We start from the raw sequence: 24,803 nt of genomic DNA, 5'->3' as shown, positions 1-24,803 counted from the left end.
CTAGCGGATGGTGCAAGCCTTGTAAAGAGGAGCGTCCGCTTAGGTTTAGAAAAATGACGTGCGATTGTTCGTTAACCGTTCGTTGTTTTTCTACATCGATACAGCTAGGAGGTTACAGGTTATTGAAAACACTTGATGTCGATGCTTTTTACGAAAATATTCAAGCTATCTTAGACTCTATTAAAAGTCAAAAAGAACAAATTCAGGGCCTGATTTCACAGGTTCAGGCATTTTCAAGCTTAGATGATGCGTTTAAAGGAAAAGGAGGAGAAGCGATTCGGTCTTTTTACGAAACGGGACATGCTTCTTTTTTAACGCTGTATCATTCATTACTCACTTCCTATGAAGCTCGATTAACTCAAATCACACATGCGCTGCGCTCATTCGAACCGAGCGAAGACGGCTACATCACGCAGCCGTTTCTACAAGACACTATTCCCGCGCATTTAAATCAAACAAGAAATACAACCGTTTCGCTTGTCGATCAAGCGAATGCAGCGATTCAAAAAGTCAGTCATCTTGCTTCTGTTTCAGCGCTTAACGACCAAGGTTTTCTAACAGAAGTAGAAGAAGCAAAAAACAAAGCGGACAAAACGATGAACGATTTAGTCCGTTTTGACGAACAGCAAACGCAAAGCCTTTCAGCCATTCAAGATCAGCTGACGTCTTTAAACTCGCTGCTTTCTAAAGTGAAAGCTGGGTTTCAAAATGGTTCCATTCAGCCAGGCAATGTAAGTGAGCTGAGCGCGTTGGCGAAAAAAGCGATGGCCGATTCAGGAGGCGTGTCGGTTTTTGAAAAAGGCATTCCAACAACCTTGACAAGAAAAGAAAAACAAGAGAAAGTGATAAAGGAAGTAGGCCTTAAAAAACTGATTCAACTTCAGGCAATGACGCCTACTGCACAGTTAAAAGAAATTCACAAGCTTGAAAAAACCTCGCCTTACATAAGAGAAGTGCTAACGCAAATTCAGCAGGATACAGCACCTGCCAACATGAAAAAACTAGCGGAACTGTCACCTGCAGAGCAAGCAGTGGAACTTGAAAAAAGCCCATACCTGCAGGCGCTCAACGATTCTTCAACTGTGGGCATGCTAGCGTCTCAACAGGTTCTTCAAAACGCTACGGGCGTTGAGGGAATGCTTATGCAGTCGGTGATGAGTCAGGGGCAGATTAGGAGTGTCGGGGCTAAAAAAGAAGCTACAAGTCCTAAAAAGCTGACTATTCAACAAAAAGAAAAGCAAGTTATTAAAACAGTTGGACTAAAACAGCTAAAAGAGCTGGAAATGATGCATCCACTGAATCAAAAAAAGAAGCTCGAACAGCTTGAAAAAAAAGCTCCCCATGTCAAAGAAGTCTTTAAACATATTCAAAAGGAAAACAGTCCAAAGGTTCAGCGGGATCTTGCGGCACTGTCTCATTCTAAAGCAAAATTAGAAAAAGAGTTGAAGAAATATCCGTATCTATATGCGAATTATAAAAAGCCTGAAATTGCAAGAAGTGTATATAAAACGGAAGCCAAAAAGCAACAACAGGAGAGTTTAGGAACGCTTTCTTTTGTTGCGGATATATTCCCTGGTATATCCAATTTAAAAGGCATATGGGAAACAAGTTCTGGTTATGACCCTATTACTGGGAATGAACTATCTAGTTTTGACCGTTCTGTTTCTGGAGCAGGAATTGTTTTTGGCGGCTTTGCGAGAGTGCCAGGGAAAGTGGTGAAATACGGAAGCGAAGGAGCAGAATACGTACTTCGCGTAAACAAAGCAGAAAAGACCGTAACCAAGCATAAGGTTAAAGATGTTTCCAAGGGCGAGTCGAAAGCTTTGGAGAAGGTCGAAGGGAAAGGTAAAGAACAAGATAGAAGTATTGAGAATAAGGCTACGGGTAAAAATGCTGTTAGGGCTAATAAATTTAATTTTGTTGAAAATGCAAAAAATCACCTCATAAATGTCGAAAATGTTAATACTAAAAAAGGTATTGTTGGTGGTCACAATATGGATGAATTTAATAAAGCGTTGAAAAGTCAAGGTTTCAATCCGGATGATTTAATTGTGTCTAAAAAATCACATCAATCGATTGAAGGAATTTATGAAGTAGAGTATAAAATACCTAGAAAAGATATGGCTGGTAACGTTGCAGACCCAGTATCATATAAAAATATCAAGGAACCTAAAACAGTTTATGACCCATCTAAGATTAGTGACGACAAAATTTATCGATTGGGACAGGAAGCAATGCAGAACGGAAAAGTAAATGGGAGACTTGTCGAAGGAACTGCTTCAAATGGTTTAAAATTTAGAGGGTATTTAAATGAGGCTGGTGAAATAACAAACTTTTTCCCTATTGTTGATTAACTAAAAATACGATGTTATTGGAGGACGAAAAATGAGTGGAGAATATCAAATAAATGAAAGTAAAGAAGATATTGATAAATTAATGTTAACATATTTTAATTTTATAAATGGAAAATATCTAGAAAAAGCATTAAAAAGCTTTGCCGAAAGAGAAGGTTATGGACAGGAGATAGTATTTGCCTTTTTTCAGTCTGATTTAGATGAATATGATATGGAACAATTACCTAGACCTTTAGATGAAAAACATGTTTTGATAGAGCTAGGTTACCCAGCTGTTGAAATTGAACAAATAGCTTTTTTAGATTTTAAAACATTCTATGATTATTTGGAGAAAAATGTAAATAAAGAAGTGGAGAATAAACCAGAGAAAACTGAGCTGACAGGTTTATTGGCAGAAGTGAAACGCAGTTTATGTGTATAATTTTTAATAATTAACTAAAAAAGGCACTCCATTATTTTAATGGGTAACTAAGTCACATAGCTTTATGACCTCACTATTAAGTTTCAAATTACTGACAAAAATCTAGCTGTGTTGTATAAACTGGTACCGATCTCAAGGACATCAAACAAAGACTTTATGTAACTAAGAGATAATCTCTATATTGAATGAGGATATTAGTAGATATATAGATATTAAAAAGTCATCATGTTCGCACAAAATGTTCGTACAAAGCCTGCTTCTGAGCATAATATTAGCTGTGACTTTAAAAAGGATATAGTGTAAGCTAAGAATATACGAGGATTTTGAGTAGGAATAAAGTAAGTTTAATAACCTTGATTGGCTAAATGCCTTTCGAGGTTTTTTACTTTAAATTATATTGAATCAGCTGATATTTGAGTGAGACGAAGCAGTGCAAGATGCAAAATTAAAATGGAGATGTTCACAATGTTTGAGGGAAAAGTGAGAGCAGTCTTAGGTGCACGAGTGTTACTAGATGATAATGATCCAAGAATCGAGCAAAAATGGGTAGAGCTAATTGTTTTACGGATGAATTTGATAATTTAGGCGAGGTAGAAGATTTTATTGTGGATACTGCTATTGGAGAAATTGCAATTACCCATGAGCAAGTTTTCGTTGGGCGCATTAGAGGTATAACAGGGAGGTTAGGGAAATTTGACCTAAAAGAAGCGCAAGACGAGCTAACATTAGACGAAATAAAAGATTTATTGGCACGAATGAATAAAGTAATAGTAGGACTACAAAATGTAGAGATAGTAAAATTTTAAATTGTCAAATAGATTTTGAGCGTTTAAAAGTAGAAGTGAAAGTGATGACAGAAAAAGAAAAACAAGTAAACATTCTGTTTAAAGATTTTTTGCTTTTCATTTTGAAAACCATACTTTTAGATATAGCTGAAGGAGATGTTAATTCGTTTGCTTTAGATAATAAAACATTGTTAGATCAATCAAAAGATTATTGTTGGCCAATGGACTATGAGCATATTGAGGAACTGATTAATTATATTAAAGGAAATAATGACCATTACTACAAACTATAAGCTTCATACGGATTAAATGGATGGGTTCTTGCTAACAAGGTACTAATTGAATAATAATTCATCATGCACAAAAGGAGTATTGTCTAGTGATAAACAAAAAACAGGGGAAGGTTTGCGATTAATTCATGAGTTTACAATTTATAACCACGGCTTAAATAGAAGACATATTGATTTTACAGAACTAAAGCAGTTGATTAATGAAGTAATCAAAACGGGTGATTTTGCGGAATTAGTCATTACACCTATGTACCAAAATAGTAAAATTAATCTCGGTTTAATACGGGATTTGAGTTATTAGGTAACAACATAGAGAACTAAAGACATTAAAAGAGCATTCTTTTGGATTGTGCTTATTTTAAATAGAGATTTATATACAAAGACAATGAGAGCTTGAATGCTATTAGCAATATATGAGTCTTAATGATTTACCAAGGGGAAGTGGATGAAGACGAAGAAATTTTATGGAACCCTGTTCAAAAAATAATCATAGCGATATAACACCACTTGAAGAAAGGTTTGATATTACATTTCATTCTTCAATTGACTGCTATTTTAATTCCTACTGGTTTGCAGAGTTAGATGGTTTTATGGATGGGCATTACATTACGTTAGAGGCTGTATTACCGAATATTGAATTGGATACGTTTGAAAGGAATTTAAAGGGATATAAAAGAAATCACGATAAGCTTGATAAGGTTCCTATAGGTATAGAAGGCAATGGTTTGGTAGTTGTGATCCATAACATCAGCGGCAAAATCGAATTAGAAGATTTTGAACGAGGTTGTTTTAAAGAAATTGCAAACTCCTTAGAAGATTTAATTTCTAGCCTGCGTTTACAAAGATAACAAAAGTATGTACAAAAAAGAATTAAATCATCATCTACAGAAAGGGAAGGAATGGAATGAAGATCGAATTATTAAAAGCAGTGGACCAAGAGTTGGAAATGTACCCTGAAGCTTTTGGCGGTGCTGTTACTAGTGAGGAAGTGACACAAGCTGAAGCGAAGCTAAAAGTGAAACTTCCAGAGGACTTTAAAAAATTTCTTTTGAGGTATGGTTCGGGGGCAATTGGTGAAGCGGTTGTTTTAGGGTTAAGAGAGGCAGAGTTTGTGTCTACACCGTCATTTGTAGATAAATCTCTACAGTTCAGAAATATGTTGCCTCAAGGATACGAGCATTTTGTTGTGATTGGAGTAGACAGTGCGGGAAATCCAGTAGGCTTTCAATACCCTAATAAAGAAATCGTCATAGTTGATTTTGACTTTGGCGGAAAAAAAGTTATAGCAGGAAGCTTTGAAGAATATTTAGAAAAATCGATTCGTGAAGAATTAAATATCCATTTCTGATTGGAGTTATGGAATAATCCGTATTTATAAGGAGGAATTAGATGAGAAAAGATTTAGAGTGGGAATATGTTGATCGAGAAGTATCAGAAAATGAGGTTGAAGAAAGTGGAAGGCAATTAGGATTCCACTTACCTAAAGATTATATTGATTGTGTAAAAATAAATGGAGGTGCTAGCGTATTACCAGAAGAATTTAATGTAGGCAACGTAGAGCATTGTTTTGGTAGTTTATTTAGCTTTAATAAGGAAAGCAGTGAGTACATTGTTAAAAAATATGAACTATATAAACCTATGCTTCCTAAAAAGGTTTTTCCCATTGCGAATGATCCCGCTGGAAATTTAATTTGTGTAGATTATAAAAATAATATAGACAACCCGATTGTGTTATTTTGGGAACACGAAAATGCCCCTGAAAAAGAAGTGTTAATGCAAGAGAAAGGTTTAACTGAAGAACAAGTGGAAGAACGTGCAAGGAGCAATTTATTTTACATCGCAGATACGTTTACGGATTTTTTAAGTAAATTACATGATTGAAAAGCTTTTTGTAAGTGCACGTTGATTTGCTAAAGTCTCTAAGGGGAAATACTTCATCAAAAAAATGCTCAAGCGTATAACAATATGTCACTCGTCAAAATTTGGAGGGTTTTCTTTTAAATATTTAAATATAGTTTATGTAAAAGTCAACATACATGTTAGGTTTTATAACATAAATTTCTGAATAATCATTTACTTATTCACTTATTTCATGGTATGTTATATGACATAGATATTGTAACTTGCAATATGGGCTGAAAATTAGCCATTGCAATATATACTTATTTTTCTAAAAATGAACCTGGATGAGCTGGTGCTCTATACATATATGAATACATCTACGTATAACTAGTCAAAAAGAATGAAGGCTTTTCTATTTATAGTGCTGATTGTTCTTTGGGCTGAGTATAGTTATAGTAGGTGAAATTTTCAAGGCAGTTATTTTGGTTTTTAAGCTGAATTTTTGGAATAGTTTGTTATTTTATTAATCAATGCTTTACCACTTAGAAGTAGGTATAAAAGTTTACTAATAAAAGAAAATGCAGACGGAATTTAATAAGTTTTTTGGAATTTGTGGGCGATTTTCTCACTTTTTTATCATTTTTGAATAGTTTATAATCATCAGACAATTATACTGTGATATAGTTATAAGTGAGACAGAAAAAGGTGTGTTCTTAGGTCGCACCTGAATTTTTTTACTACGTAAGCAGGAGCGCCTACATCTTTTTACAAATATAGGGGATGAGGAAGGTTATAATGAGCAACGTACAGAAAAAAACAGACGTTATCTTAATTGGTGCCGGAGTCATGAGCGCAACTTTGGGATCATTACTCAAAGAGTTAGCACCTGAATGGGACATTAAAGTATTTGAAAAACTCGCAGACGCAGGGGAAGAAAGCTCGAACGAATGGAATAATGCAGGGACGGGCCATTCTGCGCTGTGCGAACTAAACTATACATCAGAAAAAGCTGATGGATCTATAGATATAACGAAAGCGATCCGAATTAACGAGCAGTTTCAGCTGTCAAGACAGTTTTGGTCTTATCTGGTAAGCAGCAAGTTGATTCGCAATCCGCAAGATTTTATCATGCCAATTCCGCATATGAGTTTGGTACAAGGGGAAAAAAATGTATCGTTTCTGAAAAAGCGTTTTGAAGCGCTGTCAAACAATCCGTTGTTTCAAGGAATGGAGTATTCCGACAGTCCTGACAAACTAAAAGAATGGATTCCGTTAATCATGAAGGGGCGCACGTCAAATGAACCGATTGCCGCAACTAAAATTGATTCGGGAACAGACGTAAACTTTGGTGCTTTAACACGCATGTTGTTTGACCACCTGAAGAATAAAGGGGTTCACGTTCATTACAAACGAAGTGTAAAAGATATTAAACGTAAAAGTGACGGTATGTGGGAAGTAAAAGTCGCAGATGTAGACAGCGGCAAAGTTGAGTACCACACGGCAAAGTTCATCTTTATAGGAGGTGGAGGCGGAAGCTTGCCTTTACTTCAAAAAACAGGTATTCCTGAATCCAAGCATATTGGAGGATTCCCGGTAAGCGGATTATTTATGGTATGCAATAACCCTGAAGTAATTGCGCAGCACCACGGGAAAGTATACGGAAAAGCCAAAGTCGGAGCTCCGCCAATGTCAGTTCCGCACCTTGATACACGCTATATTGACAACAAAAAGACGCTGTTGTTTGGTCCATTTGCCGGCTTTTCACCAAAATTCTTAAAAACAGGTTCAAACCTGGATTTAATCAGTTCTGTAAAGCCGAATAATATTTTAACCATGCTAGCAGCAGGCGTCAAAGAAATGGCGTTAACAAAATATTTAATTCAGCAAGTGCTGTTATCAAATGAAAAACGTGTAGAAGAACTGCGTGAGTTTATCCCGAACGCGAAAAGCGAAGACTGGGATATCGTTGTAGCAGGCCAGCGTGTGCAGGTAATCAAAGACACGGAAGCCGGAGGAAAAGGAACGCTTCAGTTTGGTACAGAAGTTGTAAGTGCCGCTGATGGTTCGGTTGCTGCACTTCTTGGCGCTTCGCCTGGTGCATCGACGGCGGTTCACGTTATGCTTGAAGTATTGGAAAAATGCTTCCCAGAAAACATGAACAAGTGGGAGCCAAAGATAAAAGAAATGATTCCTTCCTATGGCATGTCGTTAGTTGATCATCCAGACTTCTTTAACGAAATTCATGCGTCTACTTCACAGACGCTTGGTTTAATTAAAAAAGAGTCCGTTTATAGCTAAAGATTTTACGCTGCAACAAACAGCACATGCGTATGTGAAGAAATCTACAGGCGTGCACAAACACCACCTTTTCTTGAGGTGGTGTTTTAATGGTCTTTATATGTAGAGTTTGATTTAAGAGCGGTATTGATTGCTTCCAGGCTGAACTTTTAAATGCTTCCACGCCGCAATTGCATCATCGCGGCTTTTTCCATTGTTTTTCGGATCCTTAAAAAAATCGCGAATAAAGCGGTTGTATTCAAACTCAGGCGCAATTTCTTTTTGATAAGAAGGCTGCTTTTTTCGTTTTTCTTCTTCATGCCACGCTTTTACCACATCTCGATAGGTTTTCCCTACATTTTCTTTAAAGTAGTTTTGAATATATGTGGAAAAATGAAACGTAGGATGAATGGCGTCTTTAAAAAAAGTCCGTACTTTTTGACTGCAGCGGTGATTTTCCCCAATGAAGGTATCTAATGTTAGCGGCGCTTATGTTTTAGAGGACGAGCGTCTTTTAGAAGGTGATTTTGATTGTTGAGTGTCACCGGTTGTTAAAAACACTTCAATTCTTTTTGAAAGTTCCATTTTAGATCCAGACGGGCTCATGTTGTTTTCTCGGCAAAATTGCTGCAGCTCGGTTTTGAGCCAGTAAAAATCGGTAAAGTCTTTGATGGGTAAATCTTTTGTAAGTTCAGGTCTCATCGTTTTTACCTCCATATATTTACTGTAGAACATTTGTTCTTGTTGGTCAATTGTTTTTAGAGAAGTACGAGGGAATGTCTTTATATTTCTTCCTATTTTATAAAGAAGAAAAAGCATCTAGGCAAGAGATCTCTTGCAAATTCCAAAATCAAACAATTACAATAATAGAAAGGAGTTGATTGCATGACGCTACATAAAAAAGTCCTTTCTACAATTCTAGGAGGAGCTGTCGGAGACGCTTTAGGCGTTCCAGTTGAGTTTAAAAAACGCGATTCATTTCGGATCACAACTATGACCGGCTACGGTACGTATAACCAGCCTGAAGGAACGTGGTCAGATGATACATCTCTGACGATGTGCTTGATTGATAATCTACTAGAAAAACAAGATGAATATGATTTGATGCAAAAGTTTGAGAGCTATTGGTCGGATGGCTACTGGACGCCGTACGGAGAAATGTTTGATATTGGCATCGCAACAAGCGAAGCGATTCGCCGCTATAAAAGCGGGCTTCCTAAAGAAGAGTGGGGAGGAAGCGCTGAATACGACAACGGAAACGGAGCGCTTATGCGTATCTCACCGCTTGCGTTTACACTATGTGATGAACCTAGCTTTACAAAAAGAAAAGAAGCAATAGAAAGAATTGCGCACGTCACGCACCGCCATATGCGCTCTACTCTTGGCTGCATTATATACGTGGAGCTGCTTATTCGCCTTCTTGACGGCGACGAGCCTTTTAAAGCATATGAAAAAGCGGTAAATCTCTGTCAAAAGCAGCTAACAGGTACGGAGTATGAAGCAGAGTTCACTGCGTATGAACGAGTGTTAAACCTAAGCTTGCCGCACGCAGCGAGAAAGGAAATCGGGTCAACCGGATACGTCGTCAGCTCGCTAGAAGCATCTCTTTGGTCTTTTCTGCAAAGTGATGACTACAAAGAAGCTGTACTCACTGCTGTGAATTTGGGAGAAGACACAGACACAATAGGCTTTATTACAGGTACTATGGCAGGAGTATATTATGAGCTGGATGGTATTCCTGAAGAGTGGGTTTGTCAGCTTGCTAAAAAAGAAGAGTTAGAGAAAGCGTGTAAGAAGTTTGCGGATATATGTTAATGGATAATAAAAATTACTTTAAAGAGCAGAGGAGATAAAATGAAATTTTCTATGGATTTTGGCGATACCAATTTTATCGGAGTGGCCAATGCAAAAGAATATCAATCATTTGTCGATGAGGATTGGGAGCTAGATCAGCTTTTGAACCATTTTGGCAGTGAAATGAAAAAGAGAAATATCCTAGTATGTCAAATGACAGAAGAAGGAATTGAACACTCCTGGAACGTAGAAGTGAAGATTGGAACAGAGTCGGATATTGGTACATACTTTAGAAAAGCAACAGGTTATATAAATGTAACCAATCATCAGCTTTATCTCGTAGATTATGACTGCCTTACGATGGCCGCCCAGTTTGAAGATCAGTCTGTGCCTGATCAAAACTGTTCTAAGTATAGAATTGATATTAAAAACGGTATGTACAAGGTCGAGCTTATTCAATTTTATAATGTTGACCAAGATGAGTATACAGGAAATGACCAAACGGATCTTTTATTGAACTTTATTAAGATGGAGCATGTTGAAGAAACAGCCGATAAGGTATTTTGGTGTACGTATTAAGTAGTAAACGTACCGTAGGCTACTAACTTAGAGGCGTAGTGTGCCGTTCTAAGGCATCCTATCTTATTTATATATTTACTGAAACCCTCTGGCTTTGCGTCAGAGGGTTTTTATGGTCAAAATCATTTATAATATACTTTTACATAACATACAAACTAAACGTTAAAGAAAGGTGATCACAGTGCCAAATGCATGGGATGCAGAACAAATCGTATCATCAGCGCTTGCCAAAACGCTAATCGAGACGCAGTTTCCAGAACTTGCGCCCGCTACAATTTCGCTGCTTGGCTACGGCTTTGACAATACGGTTTATCAAGTAAACGACCGCTTTGTGTTTCGGTTTCCAAGAAGAGAACTCGCAGTGAGACTATTAAAAACAGAAAATCAGCTTTTACCAAGTCTTGCTTCTCAGCTGCCTCTATCGATTGCAGAGCCCATTTTTTTCGGTAAGCCGAATGCAGGCTATCCTTGGCCGTTTACGGGCTATCACTACGTGCAAGGAACTCCGCCTGCAAGATTAACAGAAGAAGAGCGTGTACAATCGGCTTCTGTACTAGCAAGGTTTCTTCGTGCGCTACATCACTATCCTCATCTAAAAGCGCAAGAGCTTGGCGTGCCGTTTGATGAGCTAAATCGGCTTGATATGATGAAGCGAAAGCCTGCGCTAGAGAAATATGTTGAGCAAATGAAAGAGCATAACCTTTATTCTAACCAAGGAGTTCTTGAAGACTATGTAAATGACATACAAGAAATTAAGTATCAAGAAAAACATGTACTAGTTCACGGAGATATTCATATTAAGAACATGATTGTTGATCAAACCAATATGGTTTCAGGCATTATTGACTGGGGAGACGTTCATATTGGTCATCCGGCAGTTGACCTAGCGATTGCCTATAGCTTCCTACCATCTAAAGGAAGAGCTCGTTTTTTCAAAGAATACGGAGAAGTAGATGAAGAAACGCACAGGCTTGCAAAATGGAAAGCCGTATTTACAACCGTAGTGCTTGTGGCACACAGCTACGATCAAGGAGATAAACAAACGTTAGAAGCGGTTCTAGAAAGCTTGAACCTGATTTTTCAAGAGTAATAAAACTGTAATAGAATTTCTGTTCAATTCCTGTATAGTTAAGAAAGGATAAAAATAAAAACAACAGGTGAAGCAAACGATGAATACAAGCCACTGGAATGAATCAGCAGCACATTTACTAGAAAGGTGGATACAGCTATATAAAGAAAAAACATTTCTTATTGAAGAAACGGAATCTTTAAACATACTAAAAGAAGAAGTAGACGGGATGGATAAAGAAAAATCCCTCTCCATAGTAGAACGTCAGCTGCAGAAAGTGTATGACGAACTGGAAAAAGAACGGACAGAGTACAATATGAACAATAGTGAATATACAATGGTGACGTTTCTTTCGAGCGGTTATCCAGAGTACATAAAAAAGCGTCAAAGCAATGTGAAACAGCTCCAACAGTTAACAAGCATACATAGAAGTGTTACAGAGCTTTTCGGAAAAGAACTCATTTCTGAAGCTGATATGGTAGCGTTTAGAAACGACTTTTTTCAACTAACAGAAAGACACGCTAACACGTCATCGTTAAAAGAAATGAAGGAAAACTGGAATACGTATTTGTCAGCGTTCGTTGACTTTCAAAAAAAGCATGAACATGTAAAACAAGCGATAGCTACAGTACTCGAAGAAGACAAGAGCTTAAAGCAAGAATGGCATCAGCTAAGCAAAAATAAAGTAGTGACCAAACAAAAAACGACCGCCTTTCGCACAAAACAGCATGAGCTAAATGAAAGTATCCGAAAAGCAACAAATGCACAAAAACAATTACTCGAACTGCACTGGCCTGATGTTCGCAGCCAGTTTGATGCCTTGCAAGAAAAAATGAGTAAGAGCCTTTCTACCGTGCTGAAAGAAACGCAACGCACTATGGAAGTCATTAGCCAAAACGTTGCAAATGAACACGCCAAGTTAAAGCAATCACTTAACGACCTACATGCAGTCCACAAAGTCGACGCTCATCAAACGTGGTTAGCGGCTTTTATTAAAAAATCACGACCATTTTTTAACGAACTGAGTGAAGATATAAAGGATACTCGGTGTCAAGAGCTATGGAACCGAATTTACGGCATGTATAAAGGAATAGCAGTAAACGAGTTTATTGTTACCTACGAAGAATTTTTAGCACTTCAGCCGCTTAACAGTATAAAAAGCACGGAGATGCCAAAGCCGTTAGCTCGGTTAAAGGTAGATATAGAACCTGTTACGCTGCCAGCCTACGCAGACTTTCCTGTGCTCAAAAAGCAGCAATCATCAAGACGCACTTTTCCTATTTTAATAGGAGGCGCTATTGTTATGGTCTTATTGCTGACGATTGTATATATGAATCGTGATAATCAAACGGCAGAAACAAGCTCAGATATAAAAGAAACGCCCAGCACGAAGCCGTTAAAAAATGAAGATGTCAAACCAGATTCTGTAAGCAAAACGGAGCTTGAAAACTTTTTTATCTCCTATAAAGCTGCTTACTTTTCAAGTTTAAACAGCGGAGACTTTAGTGGGATGGCACCCTATATCGACTCGAATCAGCCAGTGTATAAACAGTTAAAAAGCTATATCACATCACTCGCCGGCAAAAACGTATCGTTTGCTAACGATCAATTTTTAGTGACAAAAACAGAGTCACATGATGACGGAACCTACAGCATTTATACAAACGAAGTGTACACGTTCACTGATTCATATGACGCGAGCACGCAGTTTAAAAAAGAACGAATTTACCATGTGAAAGCTGCTGGCAAAGACAAACTTCAAATTACTAAAATTGATACGTTAACAGATGAGCAGAAGCCGGTGGAAGAGTGAATGGTTTCTGAGAGATTATGAATAACCGCTAGTTCCTTTTGGGGAGCTAGCGGTTGTTTTGGTTGGGGGAGAGGAAAGTGGTTTGAGTGACTGCTACGCTGCCAGCGTGGAAAATGAAATTTCCTGTAGTTTTCTAGTATGTTCAGAAATACCTCTATATCAAGGGTTCAAGGGGGTTTTTGAAATTTAAATGAACTATAGTTTCCCTTGATTTTCTATAGTGTATGACCAAAATATGACCAGAGTGTGACCGTTATTTTTGGGGTGAATGTAGCTTTTCTTTTGTAGAATGACATGATTTTAAGATGTGATAGTATGCCGTATTTATTAAGTAGATTATTTATTTTTTTAAATTCTCATCAAAGAACCCTAGGTTATTTAATAAAGAAAAATAATCATTTCCTAAACATGATTTTTTAACTCGTTAAGCTTATCATTTTTTCATTATAAGTATGATGGTAGAGAGGAGTATACTTTACAGTCCTCCGGCGTTTATTGTTTAGGAAAAAGCTGTGTGACGAGAAAATAAAACATTGAAAAGTATGTTATTCATCCAGGTTATATTATTATAGAGATAAGACACAGGGCATGATAAAAAATAAAAACAGAGCAGTCGTACTTGCTCTGTTTTTATTTTAGCTTTAACTATTTATAAAATTTATGAAATAAACCGCTTGAGCTAAAGTTTCTATTACTTCCCGGATTATTATTGATCGCAAGCAATTCCATCTCCATCACGATCTAAGTGTCTAGCATATCCAGGTTCACCTTTATGAATTGGTGCTGCATTAGCTTCACGTACTGCAGTACAATTTTTGTAAAAAACGTTGTTTGCCGCTTGTTGACGTTGTTCTTCAGCAAGACGAGCTGCCTCTTCTTGCTTTTGTTTTTCTTCAGCTAATCTTTTAGCTTCTTCTTCTTTCTTACGTTGTTCCTCTGCAAGGCGAGCTGCCTCTTCTTGTTTTTGTTTTTCTTCAGCTAATCTCTTAGCTTCTTCTTCTTTCTTACGTTGTTCCTCTGCAAGGCGAGCAGTTTCTTCTTTTTTATCTTTTTCTTGATCTAATTTCTTAGTTTCTTCGTTCTCTTTTGAACTCACTTCAACACTTTCATTATTTTTGTTAGGCTTAGAGGTCTTAGTTTCCTGGGGGTCTTCACCGAATATAATGATACTAGCAATTAGTAGAACAAAAAGATAAGTAAGAGATGCAATTGATCTTTTCCACCATTTCCCGCTACGGAAACCTAGAATTTTTTGATACCATTTTCGAGTTTTTATTTTAAAGGAAACTCCCTCTTCAGACAGTAAGGATTCAAATTTTTTCCCGGAATTGTTTAGTATAAGTCTACCTTCATCACCTGCGATCTCAGTTTTGAGAGCAAAATGATCAATAATCATACCATTAAAAAATGAGAAGGGCCATGAAAAAACTTTTTTAGCTTTTCTATGCTCATTGTCATATTCATAAAGATAAACAAGCTTATCAACAACAATAAAGTTACCTTTTTTATCTTTTTCACGATAGTGACCCTCTATAATAAGGGGAGCATCAGGATGTTTTTCTTTTAATAATCTACTGCCATTTTTAGAAAATCCCATATCATCACGTTTCATAAGGAACGCAGTAGTTTTGATATTAACTTCTTTGAGTTCATTTAACCTTTCAGCATGTAGGAAATAATCAAAGTTATGGGTAACAGTTGTGAGAATATTAATATTAGGATTTAAAATCTTCTCTTCCAAAATATCTAAAAATTCTTGAGTATCATCATTCTTTTTAATATCATCAAATTTTTGAGAAGTATAGCCCACAAATATGGTTAACTTCCACTCATTTTTGTCTTTTTCATCGGCTTGGATATTCATATCATTAATATCCTTATACTCAAAAGCACGATGTTCGTGTTTAGTGATAAATAACAATCTATAGTTAGTAAGCACAAGTATGCCATCTACTTCTTTTCCACTTTTCTTGTCAAACTCAGCCTCAATAACTTTTAGTATAATTTCATCCAGACTAAGGATATTATGTTCGGCATGAATAAGTAATTTCTCATACTTAGATTTTACTGCACTTTGTGACATTGTAGGTTTATTTCCAAACCATTTCTGCATATTCTGCATAGTTGACCTCCTGTTAATTGTAAACATTAAAATGCACAATTTTAATCTTACACCAAGTAACGTTAAAATTGTAAAAAAAATTCATAAATATATAACTAGGAATTATATAAAGTAAGAATAATTAATTAAGTGAGTTTTATTAGCATGGTAGCCTCGATTGTTAATCTTGTCTATATAATTATCCACATAATGCAATGTAACTAAAAAAATGTTAAAAATCGCATTTCTTCTACAATGAAAAGGAAAATAGATAATTTGAATTATCTAATGGCTACTTATTAAATCACGAAGTGTCAAAAAAGAGTTATTTTTAGATAGGGGAGAGAATTTTTATAATTAAAAAGCTGAGCTGAAGTTAAAAATGAAGCATGATGTTTTTATACACAATATAAAATAGAGATAAATATTTGTACCTATGACTATCCTCTTTTATTTTGAAGTTATATCCTTTTTAATGAATCAACAAGCTTATAAAAGAGATTATTATCCTATTTAGATAGTGTATTAGTAGTTTTATAATGGATAATAGAGGGAAATCTCAAACCAGAGATATATTAATCATAAAATAAAAGAGGGTATGTAATGGGAAAAGTATATGAAGCCAGTACGCTTTTAACTTATGCAAAAGACAGAGTGCAGGCGTACAAAGCATTTGATGGACAGCTAGATGCATTAAAAAAAGCCCTTCATGCCGTGGCTACACTGGATCATGAATTTCAAGGGAAAGGTGCCGACAGTATAAAAGGCTTTTATACATCACAAGTAGATATGGTCAACCATTGGAGAAGCCTTGTGTCTTCGCATCAATCCTATTTTAATAGTATTGCAGATTATGCGGAACAAGCTAAATTAAAAGGAGATACGGTTGTAGACGTATCGTTTTTAGAGCAAGAGCTGGTTGTTGCTAATGATCGCTCTAAGCAAATGGTCGAACAGCAACACACTGAACTTGAAGCGGTTTTAAGCAATATTGAAGATATTATACATATTACACCGTTTTCCACAGAGGCCTTTGAAGATGAGTTAAGCGCTGCTGAGAAAAAAAGAACAGAAACTATTACCGCAGTAGAAGAACTAGATAATCAACTTTCAAGTGAATATGAAATGTTGAATTCTTTCTATGAATCCGTTCAATTTAGCGTAAATGGTTTGGAACAGCTGACTTCTCAAGGCGGAAGCGCTTATCAGCTCACTTTTGATGCCAAAGCTTACAAAAATAGCGAAGCATACAAAACACAGCAGCAAATTGATAAAGTCGCTTCAGGTTATGTAGAAGGAAAAGCTGAACAAAAACAAGAAGTTAAAGAAAGAAAAGCAGCCATTGAAGCTGAGAGACAAAGACAAATTCAAGCCAATAAGCCGTGGTATGAAAAAGGCCTAGATATTGCAGGAGAACTTACTGGATATTATGATTTTAAACGAGCCGCAGACGGAGTCGATCCGGTTACGCATAAGAAACTGTCTGCTACCCAGCGAGTCACGGCTGGAGCAATGGCAGCAGCTGGATTCATCCCGTTCGTAGGCTGGGCAGGACGAGCGGTAAAAGGCGGCAGCGTTGTCTACAAAACGGCAAAAGGCATGAGTGCTGCGCATCATGCAATGGCCCTTCACCAAACACCTAAAGCTTTTAAAGTGCTTGAACAAACAGAAAAAGGATTGTATGGACTTGTCTTAACAAATGGCATGTATGAGTATACAATGGGGAAGGACTTACTAGGAAATAAGCTTACTAAAGAAGAGCAGCAGGCTAGTTTGTTTCAATCCTTGGGGATTGCAGCAGGCGGTTTACTTGCTGCAAAAGCATCCACTCAGCTTGTCGAAAAAAGTGCACAGGCAGTCATGAAAAAGTTCAATGATATGCGCAACGTAGTTCGTACAAGTAAAGTGACTCAATATGGAAAAGACATTCAGCAGGCGATGCGAAAAATGCCAGCAGCTGGTATTGATAAAGCCAAAAAAATGTATGATGCTGTATTAGATGCGAAAGTACCGAGGTTCTTGCCGCAGGAAGCACCAGTGGGTGTGAGTGTAGACTTTGCGCAGCAAACTGTACGGGATGTGTTGAAGAGTACGGCTAAAGATACGATGCATTTTATGGGGAAAGACTACTTTGACGGAAAACGTTGGCGTGATGCTAGAGGAAGGTTTATAAAGAAGGATCCGACCCATGTTAGTAAGATGGAAAATAGCCAGGTTGAATCTTTAAAAGAAGATTCAAAAATTGATAAAACAACACATTTGATTTCGGTAGTAGAAAATAATACTAACAGATATAGCGGTACTGGTGTCAAGATTAATTCTGACTTAATAAAGAGGTATATTAAGGATGTTGAAACAAGAACATCGAGAAAACTGTCAAAAAACCAAATAGAGAAGCTTAAAGAAGCGTTAAGAAATAAGGAATATCAAAAACTTTCTCCTATAGAAACCCGGAAGCATCGACGGGCATTTAATAAAATTAAAGATAAACTCATTGAGGAATGGGAGATAAAAACGGGACAAAAATGGCCCACTTACAGTGAAGATATTATTTCAGAGAATACAGGTGAACCAGTTAGAAGAAAAGGTGATAAATACGATGCACATCATATAATTGAAAATAGCTTTCGTGGAGAACATGAATGGTGGAATATACACCCTGCAAAATTTCCAAATGAACATCAGTCTGGTATACATGGTACGGGATCACCGGCTAATGAATTATTTAAAGGAGATAATTAAATTATGAGATACGATTTTGTTAAGAATCAAAAAGATAATCAATTTTATCCTGTAAGTAAAAATGATATTGAAGAGGTAGAAGGAACATTAGAGTTAAAGTTCCCTTTTGAATTAAAGAAGTTTCTTTTAGAGGTTGGTTATGGCTTCCTTCAAAGATCAGAATATAATATCAATCGTATTATGGGGCCTTCTTCTATCAGAGATGCTAGATTAAAAGTTAATGATTTTGAATTTTATCCTGATATAGAAGTTTACGAAGATCTGGAGGAGGATAAATTAATATTTTTTGAAGCTAATGAAAGCGCGTTGCTACTAATAGAAATAAGTGAAGAGCAAAATAATGCTATTTATTATGATGATATAAAAATCGCGGATTCCTTAGAAGAATTTTTAAAGAAAATCATTGAAGATGATAAGTATTATATCGATTTAGAATAATACAATATTTATTGAATATTAAAGACTTTATTTATATTAAAGAATGACCGATAGGTAAAATAAAGAACCCAACAAGTAAAAAACATTGGCTAAGCCTTAGTCAATGTTTTTTTTGTTTAGGTAGACATTGTTAAGAAGGGTCGGTCTTAGTATGGTTTTTATGTATTTTTAAGTTTATCAATTTAGTCTTTAAACATGGGCTAATGACATGTGAAATAGAAGAGATTTAGGATTTGATGGTATCTTTAAAATAATTATAAAGAGTAATTCGCCTAGGGTTTAAGATTCCTTAGGCTTTTTTTATGCATTTAGAAAATAAGTTTCGACATGAAAAAGAGTTTGGCTTCATATTTTTTAGCATCATTTTACGAGATTAGCTTGTAGAAATATTTCAAAAGTTTATTTAAGAAAGTTATAGAAGCTTTTTTTTATTGGATATTTTTGGTGATTATTACAAAGATATTGTATCTAAATACAATTATTTGGATATTATAACCATTAAATCTTAATTTAAGGAGTGATTCATTTGGCTCAAAATGATATCTATGAGGAAAACTGGTTTGAGCGGGAGTCACCAAGTATATCGCTTGAAAAAGAATTTTTGCAAGGTATGTGTGAAAAGTCTGGGATCGAATCTTCTTTGTATGAGGAACTGCTAGACATTGAGCATTCTTACACATTGAAAAGTTCTAGAAGTGGCATTTTTAAGGCAATGCTAGCTGTAATTGAATCTTATGAAAAAGGAGAGATATAGTGTATTACACGGAAATAGAGTTTCAAAACTTCGGTAGTTTTTATGGAGATGTAAAAATACCATTAGCCGTCGACTTTGAGTCTGGAAGAAACATCATTTTGATCGGAGGAGAGAATGGTGCTGGCAAGTCAACATTTTTAGATGGCATTAACCTAGTCTTATTTGGTAAGTACGCACCATCTCTAAAGAATCGTAACCAATATCATGAAATAATTGGAAAACGCTTAAATAACCGGGCTTTTTTTGAAGGAAAGCGTAAATCTTCGGTTAAAGTCTCATTTCTTCTATTTAAGAGAAAAGGTGGACATGACACCCTTACAGTGAAACGTGAATGGCACTTTCAGCAACGGAGAGTGATGGATGAAAATATAACTGTTACCATTAACGGTTTTGAACAGGAGCAATACAAAGATTCGATTGAATTTCAAAACTTTATAAATCGATTGATACCTGTTGATGTGAGTAAATTTTTTATTTTTGACGGAGAAAAAGTTCGCAGACTCGCAGAAGCTTCCAACATGAATGAAGCAATGGGCGAAGCTATTGGTGATGTGTTGAATATTAACATTCACAAAAAATTACATGATACGTTAGAGACCATTAAAGAACAGATGGCTAAAGAAACAAGCTCTAAATCTATGGCCGATTTGTTAGAGTTATCTGGAAAACAACATCGTTCCAAGGCAGCCTTGCAAAGGTTTGAAAAGGATCGAAAAAAACTGTTGGCAGAAAATGAATCTCTTTTAAAAGAAATAAAATCAGCTACAAGGTGGGTTTCAGAATATGGACTCCCTTCTACTAAAGAACGACCGCTCCTTGAAAAGGAACTTGAAGAATGTCGAGCGAGATTGGAAGAGAATGAGTTAGAAGCATTAGAAAACACTACCGAGCATCTACCTTTTATGATACTAATGCCTATACTTCAAAAGATTGAAAAGCGATTAGGAGAAGAGGAGGAAAGGGCCAAGTCAGAGAAAGTACGAGAAGACAAGTTAGAACAAGCAAATAAGGCCTTAAAAATACTTGACCATTCATCTATTATACCTCCGTTACTACCCGAACAGAAATCTTGTCTTTCTTCATTGCTGATGGATATTTTATGTGACAAGAAGGTATCGGAGAAAATCATTTCTCTTCACTATGAAGTGTTATCTCACGTGGATCGCCAATACTTAACGGAGGAAATTGGTGAGGAGATAGAAAAGGCTCGGCAAAATAATCCGCTTTTAGCTCATCTCAAGAAGTCATATATAGAAAACCAAATAAGGATCGAAGAAATAAAACGGATATTAAAAGGATTACCAACTGGTACACAACTTACCCAACAAGAAAAGGCCCTAGAAAATTTATTGGAAAAACACGGATCATTGCAACAGAAGTTGGAGGAAATCAATGGATTGGTACAGGAGTGTAAAGATGAAATAAAAACACTCCAGGAAGAAGAAAATCAGCTCAAGAAAGAAGTGAGCGGAAATGAACGTCTAACTGTACAAATCGAAAAAATCGAAAAAATTCAGAATATCGTTAGCTCCTATTTAACAATGTTAAAACGTGCTAAAGCCAATGAAGTGCTTGATTTCTTTCGAGAAAGTTTCTGTGAGATGATTAACAAAGCCAATGGTTATTATCGGAATTTCTCAATTCATGAGGACACTTTTGAAATTACATTTGAGGATCCATATGGGGAAATCATCCATAAAGACATGTTAAGTTCAGGCCAAAAGCAGATATATGCTATGTGCGTATTATCCGCTTTAACTCGAGCGTCAGATCGCGAGTTTGGAGTAGTAATTGATACGGTTGAGGGAAGGCTAGATCAAACGCATAGACGGCACTTACATAGTATTTACCTTCCGTACTCTTCAAAGCAAACAATATTATTAAGTACGGATTCGGAGATAACATCGCAACAAAAAGCAATGTTAAATCCAAAGATTGCAAGAAGCTATTTGCTGATTGATAATCCTACACATGACCAGGTCGATGTAATAGAAGGATACTTTATGTAAAAGGAGAAAAATCGATGGCCGAACATCAACGTTTTTTAGTAAATCATGAGACATGGGAATATCTGCATTACTTAAGGGTTCGCCGTTTTCATCAGCAAATTACCCCTAAATCCCTTTATCGTTTTGCCATTGCAAAAGGAATTATGGAATTGCCAGCAGAGTATGAAGTCCCAAAACTACCAGGAAAGAAAATGGCAATTCGTATTGAAACATTTGATCACCCAATTTTGGAGGCTGCTGTTAGGGAGAAAATGAACATTCCTATTCTTGAACAGGTAGCCAAAAAAGAATGGTATTTAAAGGCTATGGAGTTTGGTATTGAATTACTACGGCAGGAAGAGGGAAATGCTCCACTAATATGGGACTACATAGGAGAAGCCCCTATTGGAAAGCAGCCACAAAAGCTAGTTACTTCTTCAAATGTACCCGCTATAAACTGGACCATTGGTGTTACTGAAGATAAAATACCTGTAACTATTCATTTCAATAACCATCAGACCAACCAGCACGTGGCTATTTGCGGGAAGTCCAATAGTGGTAAGACACAGCTTGGTATGGAGCTGACTGTTCAGACAAAAGAGCAATCACCGCTTACTAACATCATCTTTCTCGACTTTGCGAAAGGCGATGTGGCTGCGAATGAGGAATATATTAAAGCGATAGGTGCAGAAGTATGTAAAGTTGATGAAGAGGGGCTACCTTTTAATCCTTTCTCCCTTTCAGATACTTCAGACAGAAGCCTAGAAGAACTAAAGGACTGTATTACATGTCTCCAATCCCAAATGGGGCCTAAGCAATCGCTTCGGCTTTTCCATTACTTACAGGCTCTTTACAATTTACATGGAAATCAAGTGGATGCTGAGATTGTATTTCGTCATATGACACACACCTATGAAGAAGAAGGTATTGCTTATGACATGTTATACGAATTGTTCCATAAATTAAACGTTTCTCAACATCTCCCAAGGAGTGGAAAGGAGTCATATAAAAGGTTATTAGATAAGACCTTTGTACTGGATCTTCATAAAATACAGGGACACATGAAAATTAAGGAACTCCTTGCATTCTTTGTTCTACAACGACTTTACCAGGAAGCCCTAGAGCTACCAGATGCAATGTTCGATGAAGCAACTGGCTCAAGGGAGATACGAACCATTGTGGTAATCGATGAGGCTCATGCATATTTAAATACTAAACATCCAGTACTTGAAAAGATGATTCGAGAATTAAGGAGCCGTGGGGTAGCTATTTTCCTCCTCTCCCAAGGATATGGAGACCTCGAACAGGAATTTGACTATAGTTCTCAGATGAATTTTACGTTTTTATTAAAAAGTGATAATCAGCGGGCCAGCTTAGAAAAGGCCTTAGCAGTTGGGAGACACGTAGCATCAGACCTTGTTACGGAACTAGCCCATGCAAAAATGGGAAGAGTGTACACCCGAAGTTTAAGCCTTGCAGATAAGGATTTCACTATGTTTGATGGAAATCTATTCTTTTATCGGAATAAAGTTTAAAATATCATAAAACTATTTTCTGAATGAAAAAATTGATAATGTGACGCAAAATAAATAAGAGAGGGTTTATCCCTCCCTTATCAGTTTGAATTTATAATAGGTTCATCATTATGAAATCTCTTGTAACAGCTCTTTTTCTAAAGTTAATGTTTTTCTGTAATCCTCAGCTTGTGCTGTTCCTACTAAATAAAAGCAGTTATGCACTAAGATCACATTATCAAAATAAATACTATCATCTAAATATTACATATATATGTCCTAACTTGTATCTATTATATTGATTAAAAAATAATTATAACTTTCCATTATTGGTTCACTTTGGTATTATTTTTATAAGGTTCATAAAGATAATAAACTGTTAATTATGGATAGAGGTATACATATACAGTAAAAAGATTCAACTCGTAAATTATTTTTATATAAAAGGGGAGCATGAAAATTGGCTAGTAAAACATTCGATCAATTACTAGATAGACACATTAAGAATTTCACTGAAGACTTTTGCTTTAGAAGTACTGAACTATTTAGACCAAATGAAGATCAAAGACTTAACCATTCAGGAGAATTTGGTATTTATAGAGAAGAGTTAGTTAGAAATTTTTTAAGGCAGTTTATTCCTATGAATTTAGGTATTACTACAGGATTTATAATAGATGACAACTCCAAGGTAAGTACACAATGTGATGTGATTATATATGAAGAAAATTATACACCGCTGGATAAGGAAGCTCCCTTTATTCCCGTTGAAACTGTTGTAGCTGTTGGGGAAGTTAAATCAACCTTAACTACAACAGGCTTAAAACAAGCATTAAAAAAGTTAGCTGAGAATAAAATGATAAGAGAAAACATAAGTAAACCTACTGTTTTGAAAAGAATGATTCCTCACTCAGTTGGTTCATTAATTAATAGCTATACATCAAAAACAGATCCAATACTTCGGCAATACGATCCAGATGTATGGACTGAATTTAACAGCCTACTTGTGCCCTATAACATAATTAATCAAAATAGACAAAAAATTGATGAATTAATACACTCATATAAGAATCTTATTAATTCAAAAATTAGCGATGAAGAAGCAAAAGAAAAGTTGTTGGATATCATTGATAAATTAAAATATTTTTATGAGATGCCAAATAATGAAGAATACAATATTGAATATTTTCATAATGATCATATTACCTCTTTTTTAATATGTGAAAAGATAGATTTGAAAATGGATGGTAAAGGAATGAAAGATTTACCCAGAATACTTAATGAATATTACAATGAGTTGGACATCAGCCCTCACCATCGTCACAATATGATATTAAGTTTAAAGGATGGAATTATTCTTTATTATGAACCATGCGATCTAGAATATGGTAATCCCAAAATAGTTTCTTATCCTAAAATATGGAATGTTCCATTAAAAAATATTTTTGCACCGAGTTATGATCCAGTAATAAGAATAAATGAGCTTATAGATAAAGAGATGAAAATTTTAAAGAAGCTAGATCATAAGTCTTTAAATGAAATAGTTTCTGAATTAAAAGGAATCTTAAGAAAGAAAATTTGTCCTTTGTATAAGGATCAAATAAAAGTTCAGGATCTTGAAATCATTATAAAAATTGTAGAAAATTTAGTAGAAGCTCATATTACTGAGGTAAATATAAACACGGATTATGATGGCATGTTAAATAAAATTCAAAGCGACTTTTCTAATATAGCGAAAGGATTGTTTAGTAGGATTTTACCGAATTATCAAACAGATGAACATATTCGGATTTTTTGTCATTATATGAGGCTTAATAGTATAGATACCACGATTCTAAACACTGAGACTGCCGTATATATGTCTGAAATATTATTTGATAAATCAAAATACCATTTGGAATAAATCTACATATTGGATTAGCTTAGAACTTTCATAGCAGTCATCACATTAAGATGAAACAAATCGAAAAATTTAAACAAAGCCTGGATGTTGCTTATCTAATGAATTTAATTTGTAGCGTGGGAACTAAAAAAATTTATTGATG

The 24,803-nt window shown here is 35.8% G+C and carries 18 protein-coding genes and 3 pseudogenes; 19 read left to right on the top strand and 2 right to left on the bottom strand.

Annotated elements, in window-relative coordinates; all coding sequences use genetic code 11:
* Window positions 1–122: 122 nt before the first annotated feature.
* The 9 genes and pseudogenes from ACNHOZ_RS08060 to ACNHOZ_RS08020 all read left to right on the top strand — a co-directional run bounded on the left by ACNHOZ_RS08060 (window position 123) and on the right by ACNHOZ_RS08020 (window position 7,990).
* Window positions 123–2,354: a T7SS effector LXG polymorphic toxin gene (locus ACNHOZ_RS08060; protein WP_447697084.1), complete on the top strand. Its 2,232-nt coding sequence runs from the start codon at window positions 123–125 to the stop codon at window positions 2,352–2,354.
* A 31-nt stretch (window positions 2,355–2,385) separates the two neighbouring features.
* Complete coding sequence (locus tag ACNHOZ_RS08055; protein ID WP_048019122.1) at window positions 2,386–2,775, top strand: hypothetical protein; 390 nt, start codon at window positions 2,386–2,388, stop codon at window positions 2,773–2,775.
* A 566-nt stretch (window positions 2,776–3,341) separates the two neighbouring features.
* Window positions 3,342–3,581, top strand: a pseudogene (locus ACNHOZ_RS08050) (Imm3 family immunity protein); the annotation flags it as partial.
* A 44-nt stretch (window positions 3,582–3,625) separates the two neighbouring features.
* The gene (locus ACNHOZ_RS08045; protein WP_115654142.1) at window positions 3,626–3,853 is read left to right on the top strand and encodes a hypothetical protein; all 228 of its coding nucleotides are present in this window, start codon (window positions 3,626–3,628) and stop codon (window positions 3,851–3,853) included.
* A 79-nt stretch (window positions 3,854–3,932) separates the two neighbouring features.
* Window positions 3,933–4,151: a hypothetical protein gene (locus tag ACNHOZ_RS08040; RefSeq protein WP_048019125.1), complete on the top strand. Its 219-nt coding sequence runs from the start codon at window positions 3,933–3,935 to the stop codon at window positions 4,149–4,151.
* Between the two features lie 125 nt (window positions 4,152–4,276).
* A pseudogene (locus ACNHOZ_RS08035) lies at window positions 4,277–4,698 on the top strand (SecY-interacting protein Syd); the annotation flags it as partial.
* Between the two features lie 56 nt (window positions 4,699–4,754).
* Window positions 4,755–5,198 carry an SMI1/KNR4 family protein gene (locus tag ACNHOZ_RS08030; RefSeq protein WP_115654141.1) on the top strand — a complete coding sequence of 148 codons (444 nt, stop codon included), beginning with the start codon at window positions 4,755–4,757 and terminating at the stop codon, window positions 5,196–5,198.
* Between the two features lie 41 nt (window positions 5,199–5,239).
* The gene (locus ACNHOZ_RS08025) at window positions 5,240–5,731 is read left to right on the top strand and encodes an SMI1/KNR4 family protein (protein WP_447697083.1); all 492 of its coding nucleotides are present in this window, start codon (window positions 5,240–5,242) and stop codon (window positions 5,729–5,731) included.
* 756 nt (window positions 5,732–6,487) lie between these two features.
* Window positions 6,488–7,990 (top strand): malate:quinone oxidoreductase, encoded by a 1,503-nt coding sequence (locus ACNHOZ_RS08020; protein WP_013083523.1) that lies wholly within the window; start codon window positions 6,488–6,490, stop codon window positions 7,988–7,990.
* A gap of 114 nt (window positions 7,991–8,104) precedes the next feature.
* Here the strand turns inward: ACNHOZ_RS08020 and ACNHOZ_RS08015 are convergent.
* Window positions 8,105–8,671: pseudogene (locus tag ACNHOZ_RS08015) on the bottom strand (DUF6434 domain-containing protein).
* A 183-nt stretch (window positions 8,672–8,854) separates the two neighbouring features.
* Here ACNHOZ_RS08015 and ACNHOZ_RS08010 point away from each other — a divergent pair.
* The 4 genes from ACNHOZ_RS08010 to ACNHOZ_RS07995 all read left to right on the top strand — a co-directional run bounded on the left by ACNHOZ_RS08010 (window position 8,855) and on the right by ACNHOZ_RS07995 (window position 13,224).
* Window positions 8,855–9,784, top strand: a complete 930-nt coding sequence (locus tag ACNHOZ_RS08010) for an ADP-ribosylglycohydrolase family protein (RefSeq protein ID WP_168760924.1) — start codon at window positions 8,855–8,857, stop codon at window positions 9,782–9,784.
* A gap of 51 nt (window positions 9,785–9,835) precedes the next feature.
* Entirely contained in the window at window positions 9,836–10,342 is a 507-nt protein-coding gene (locus tag ACNHOZ_RS08005; RefSeq protein ID WP_194273210.1) for a hypothetical protein, read from the top strand.
* Between the two features lie 181 nt (window positions 10,343–10,523).
* Entirely contained in the window at window positions 10,524–11,432 is a 909-nt protein-coding gene (locus ACNHOZ_RS08000) for a phosphotransferase (protein ID WP_168760923.1), read from the top strand.
* Between the two features lie 79 nt (window positions 11,433–11,511).
* Window positions 11,512–13,224 (top strand): TcaA NTF2-like domain-containing protein, encoded by a 1,713-nt coding sequence (locus ACNHOZ_RS07995; protein ID WP_168760922.1) that lies wholly within the window; start codon window positions 11,512–11,514, stop codon window positions 13,222–13,224.
* Between the two features lie 706 nt (window positions 13,225–13,930).
* Here the strand turns inward: ACNHOZ_RS07995 and ACNHOZ_RS07990 are convergent.
* A complete protein-coding gene (locus tag ACNHOZ_RS07990) occupies window positions 13,931–15,346 on the bottom strand; it encodes an excalibur calcium-binding domain-containing protein (RefSeq protein ID WP_240962086.1) in 1,416 nt (471 codons plus the stop codon).
* Window positions 15,347–15,928: 582 nt separating this feature from the next.
* On the opposite strand from ACNHOZ_RS07990, the gene ACNHOZ_RS07985 reads away from it, so the two are divergent.
* From ACNHOZ_RS07985 to ACNHOZ_RS07960, 6 genes are all read left to right on the top strand, one after another.
* A complete protein-coding gene (locus ACNHOZ_RS07985; RefSeq protein ID WP_168760921.1) occupies window positions 15,929–18,067 on the top strand; it encodes a T7SS effector LXG polymorphic toxin in 2,139 nt (712 codons plus the stop codon).
* A gap of 3 nt (window positions 18,068–18,070) precedes the next feature.
* Window positions 18,071–18,505, top strand: coding sequence for an SMI1/KNR4 family protein (locus tag ACNHOZ_RS07980; RefSeq protein ID WP_168760920.1), 435 nt, complete (start codon window positions 18,071–18,073; stop codon window positions 18,503–18,505).
* Window positions 18,506–19,031: 526 nt separating this feature from the next.
* A complete protein-coding gene (locus ACNHOZ_RS07975) occupies window positions 19,032–19,259 on the top strand; it encodes a hypothetical protein (protein ID WP_168760919.1) in 228 nt (75 codons plus the stop codon).
* On the top strand, window positions 19,259–21,268 hold the full coding sequence (gene dndD / locus ACNHOZ_RS07970; RefSeq protein WP_168760918.1) for a DNA sulfur modification protein DndD: 2,010 nt from the start codon (window positions 19,259–19,261) through the stop codon (window positions 21,266–21,268). Before ACNHOZ_RS07975 ends, dndD begins: the two co-directional genes overlap by 1 nt.
* A 14-nt stretch (window positions 21,269–21,282) precedes the next feature.
* Window positions 21,283–22,782 carry a hypothetical protein gene (locus ACNHOZ_RS07965; RefSeq protein WP_168760917.1) on the top strand — a complete coding sequence of 500 codons (1,500 nt, stop codon included), beginning with the start codon at window positions 21,283–21,285 and terminating at the stop codon, window positions 22,780–22,782.
* Between the two features lie 439 nt (window positions 22,783–23,221).
* Window positions 23,222–24,661 (top strand): DUF6602 domain-containing protein, encoded by a 1,440-nt coding sequence (locus ACNHOZ_RS07960; RefSeq protein WP_168760916.1) that lies wholly within the window; start codon window positions 23,222–23,224, stop codon window positions 24,659–24,661.
* The last annotated feature ends 142 nt before the right edge of the window (window positions 24,662–24,803 follow it).

Source organism: Priestia sp. D51, from assembly GCF_053345675.1.
Note: the sequence above shows the minus strand (reverse complement) of the source record. Positions and strands in the feature narration are given on the sequence as shown.

Excerpts from the sequence above, each read along its gene's own strand:
- ACNHOZ_RS08025 (WP_447697083.1), top strand. The coding sequence starts at position 5,240 with ATGAGAAAAGATTTAGAGTGGGAATATGTTGATCGAGAAGTATCAGAA.
- ACNHOZ_RS08045 (WP_115654142.1), top strand. The coding sequence starts at position 3,626 with ATGACAGAAAAAGAAAAACAAGTAAACATTCTGTTTAAAGATTTTTTG.
- ACNHOZ_RS08020 (WP_013083523.1), top strand. The coding sequence starts at position 6,488 with ATGAGCAACGTACAGAAAAAAACAGACGTTATCTTAATTGGTGCCGGA.
- ACNHOZ_RS07965 (WP_168760917.1), top strand. The coding sequence starts at position 21,283 with ATGGCCGAACATCAACGTTTTTTAGTAAATCATGAGACATGGGAATAT.
- ACNHOZ_RS08055 (WP_048019122.1), top strand. The coding sequence starts at position 2,386 with ATGAGTGGAGAATATCAAATAAATGAAAGTAAAGAAGATATTGATAAA.
- ACNHOZ_RS08005 (WP_194273210.1), top strand. The coding sequence starts at position 9,836 with ATGGATTTTGGCGATACCAATTTTATCGGAGTGGCCAATGCAAAAGAA.
- ACNHOZ_RS08030 (WP_115654141.1), top strand. The coding sequence starts at position 4,755 with ATGAAGATCGAATTATTAAAAGCAGTGGACCAAGAGTTGGAAATGTAC.
- ACNHOZ_RS07985 (WP_168760921.1), top strand. The coding sequence starts at position 15,929 with ATGGGAAAAGTATATGAAGCCAGTACGCTTTTAACTTATGCAAAAGAC.
- ACNHOZ_RS07990 (WP_240962086.1), bottom strand. The coding sequence starts at position 15,346 with ATGCAGAATATGCAGAAATGGTTTGGAAATAAACCTACAATGTCACAA.
- ACNHOZ_RS08010 (WP_168760924.1), top strand. The coding sequence starts at position 8,855 with ATGACGCTACATAAAAAAGTCCTTTCTACAATTCTAGGAGGAGCTGTC.
- ACNHOZ_RS07980 (WP_168760920.1), top strand. The coding sequence starts at position 18,071 with ATGAGATACGATTTTGTTAAGAATCAAAAAGATAATCAATTTTATCCT.
- ACNHOZ_RS07995 (WP_168760922.1), top strand. The coding sequence starts at position 11,512 with ATGAATACAAGCCACTGGAATGAATCAGCAGCACATTTACTAGAAAGG.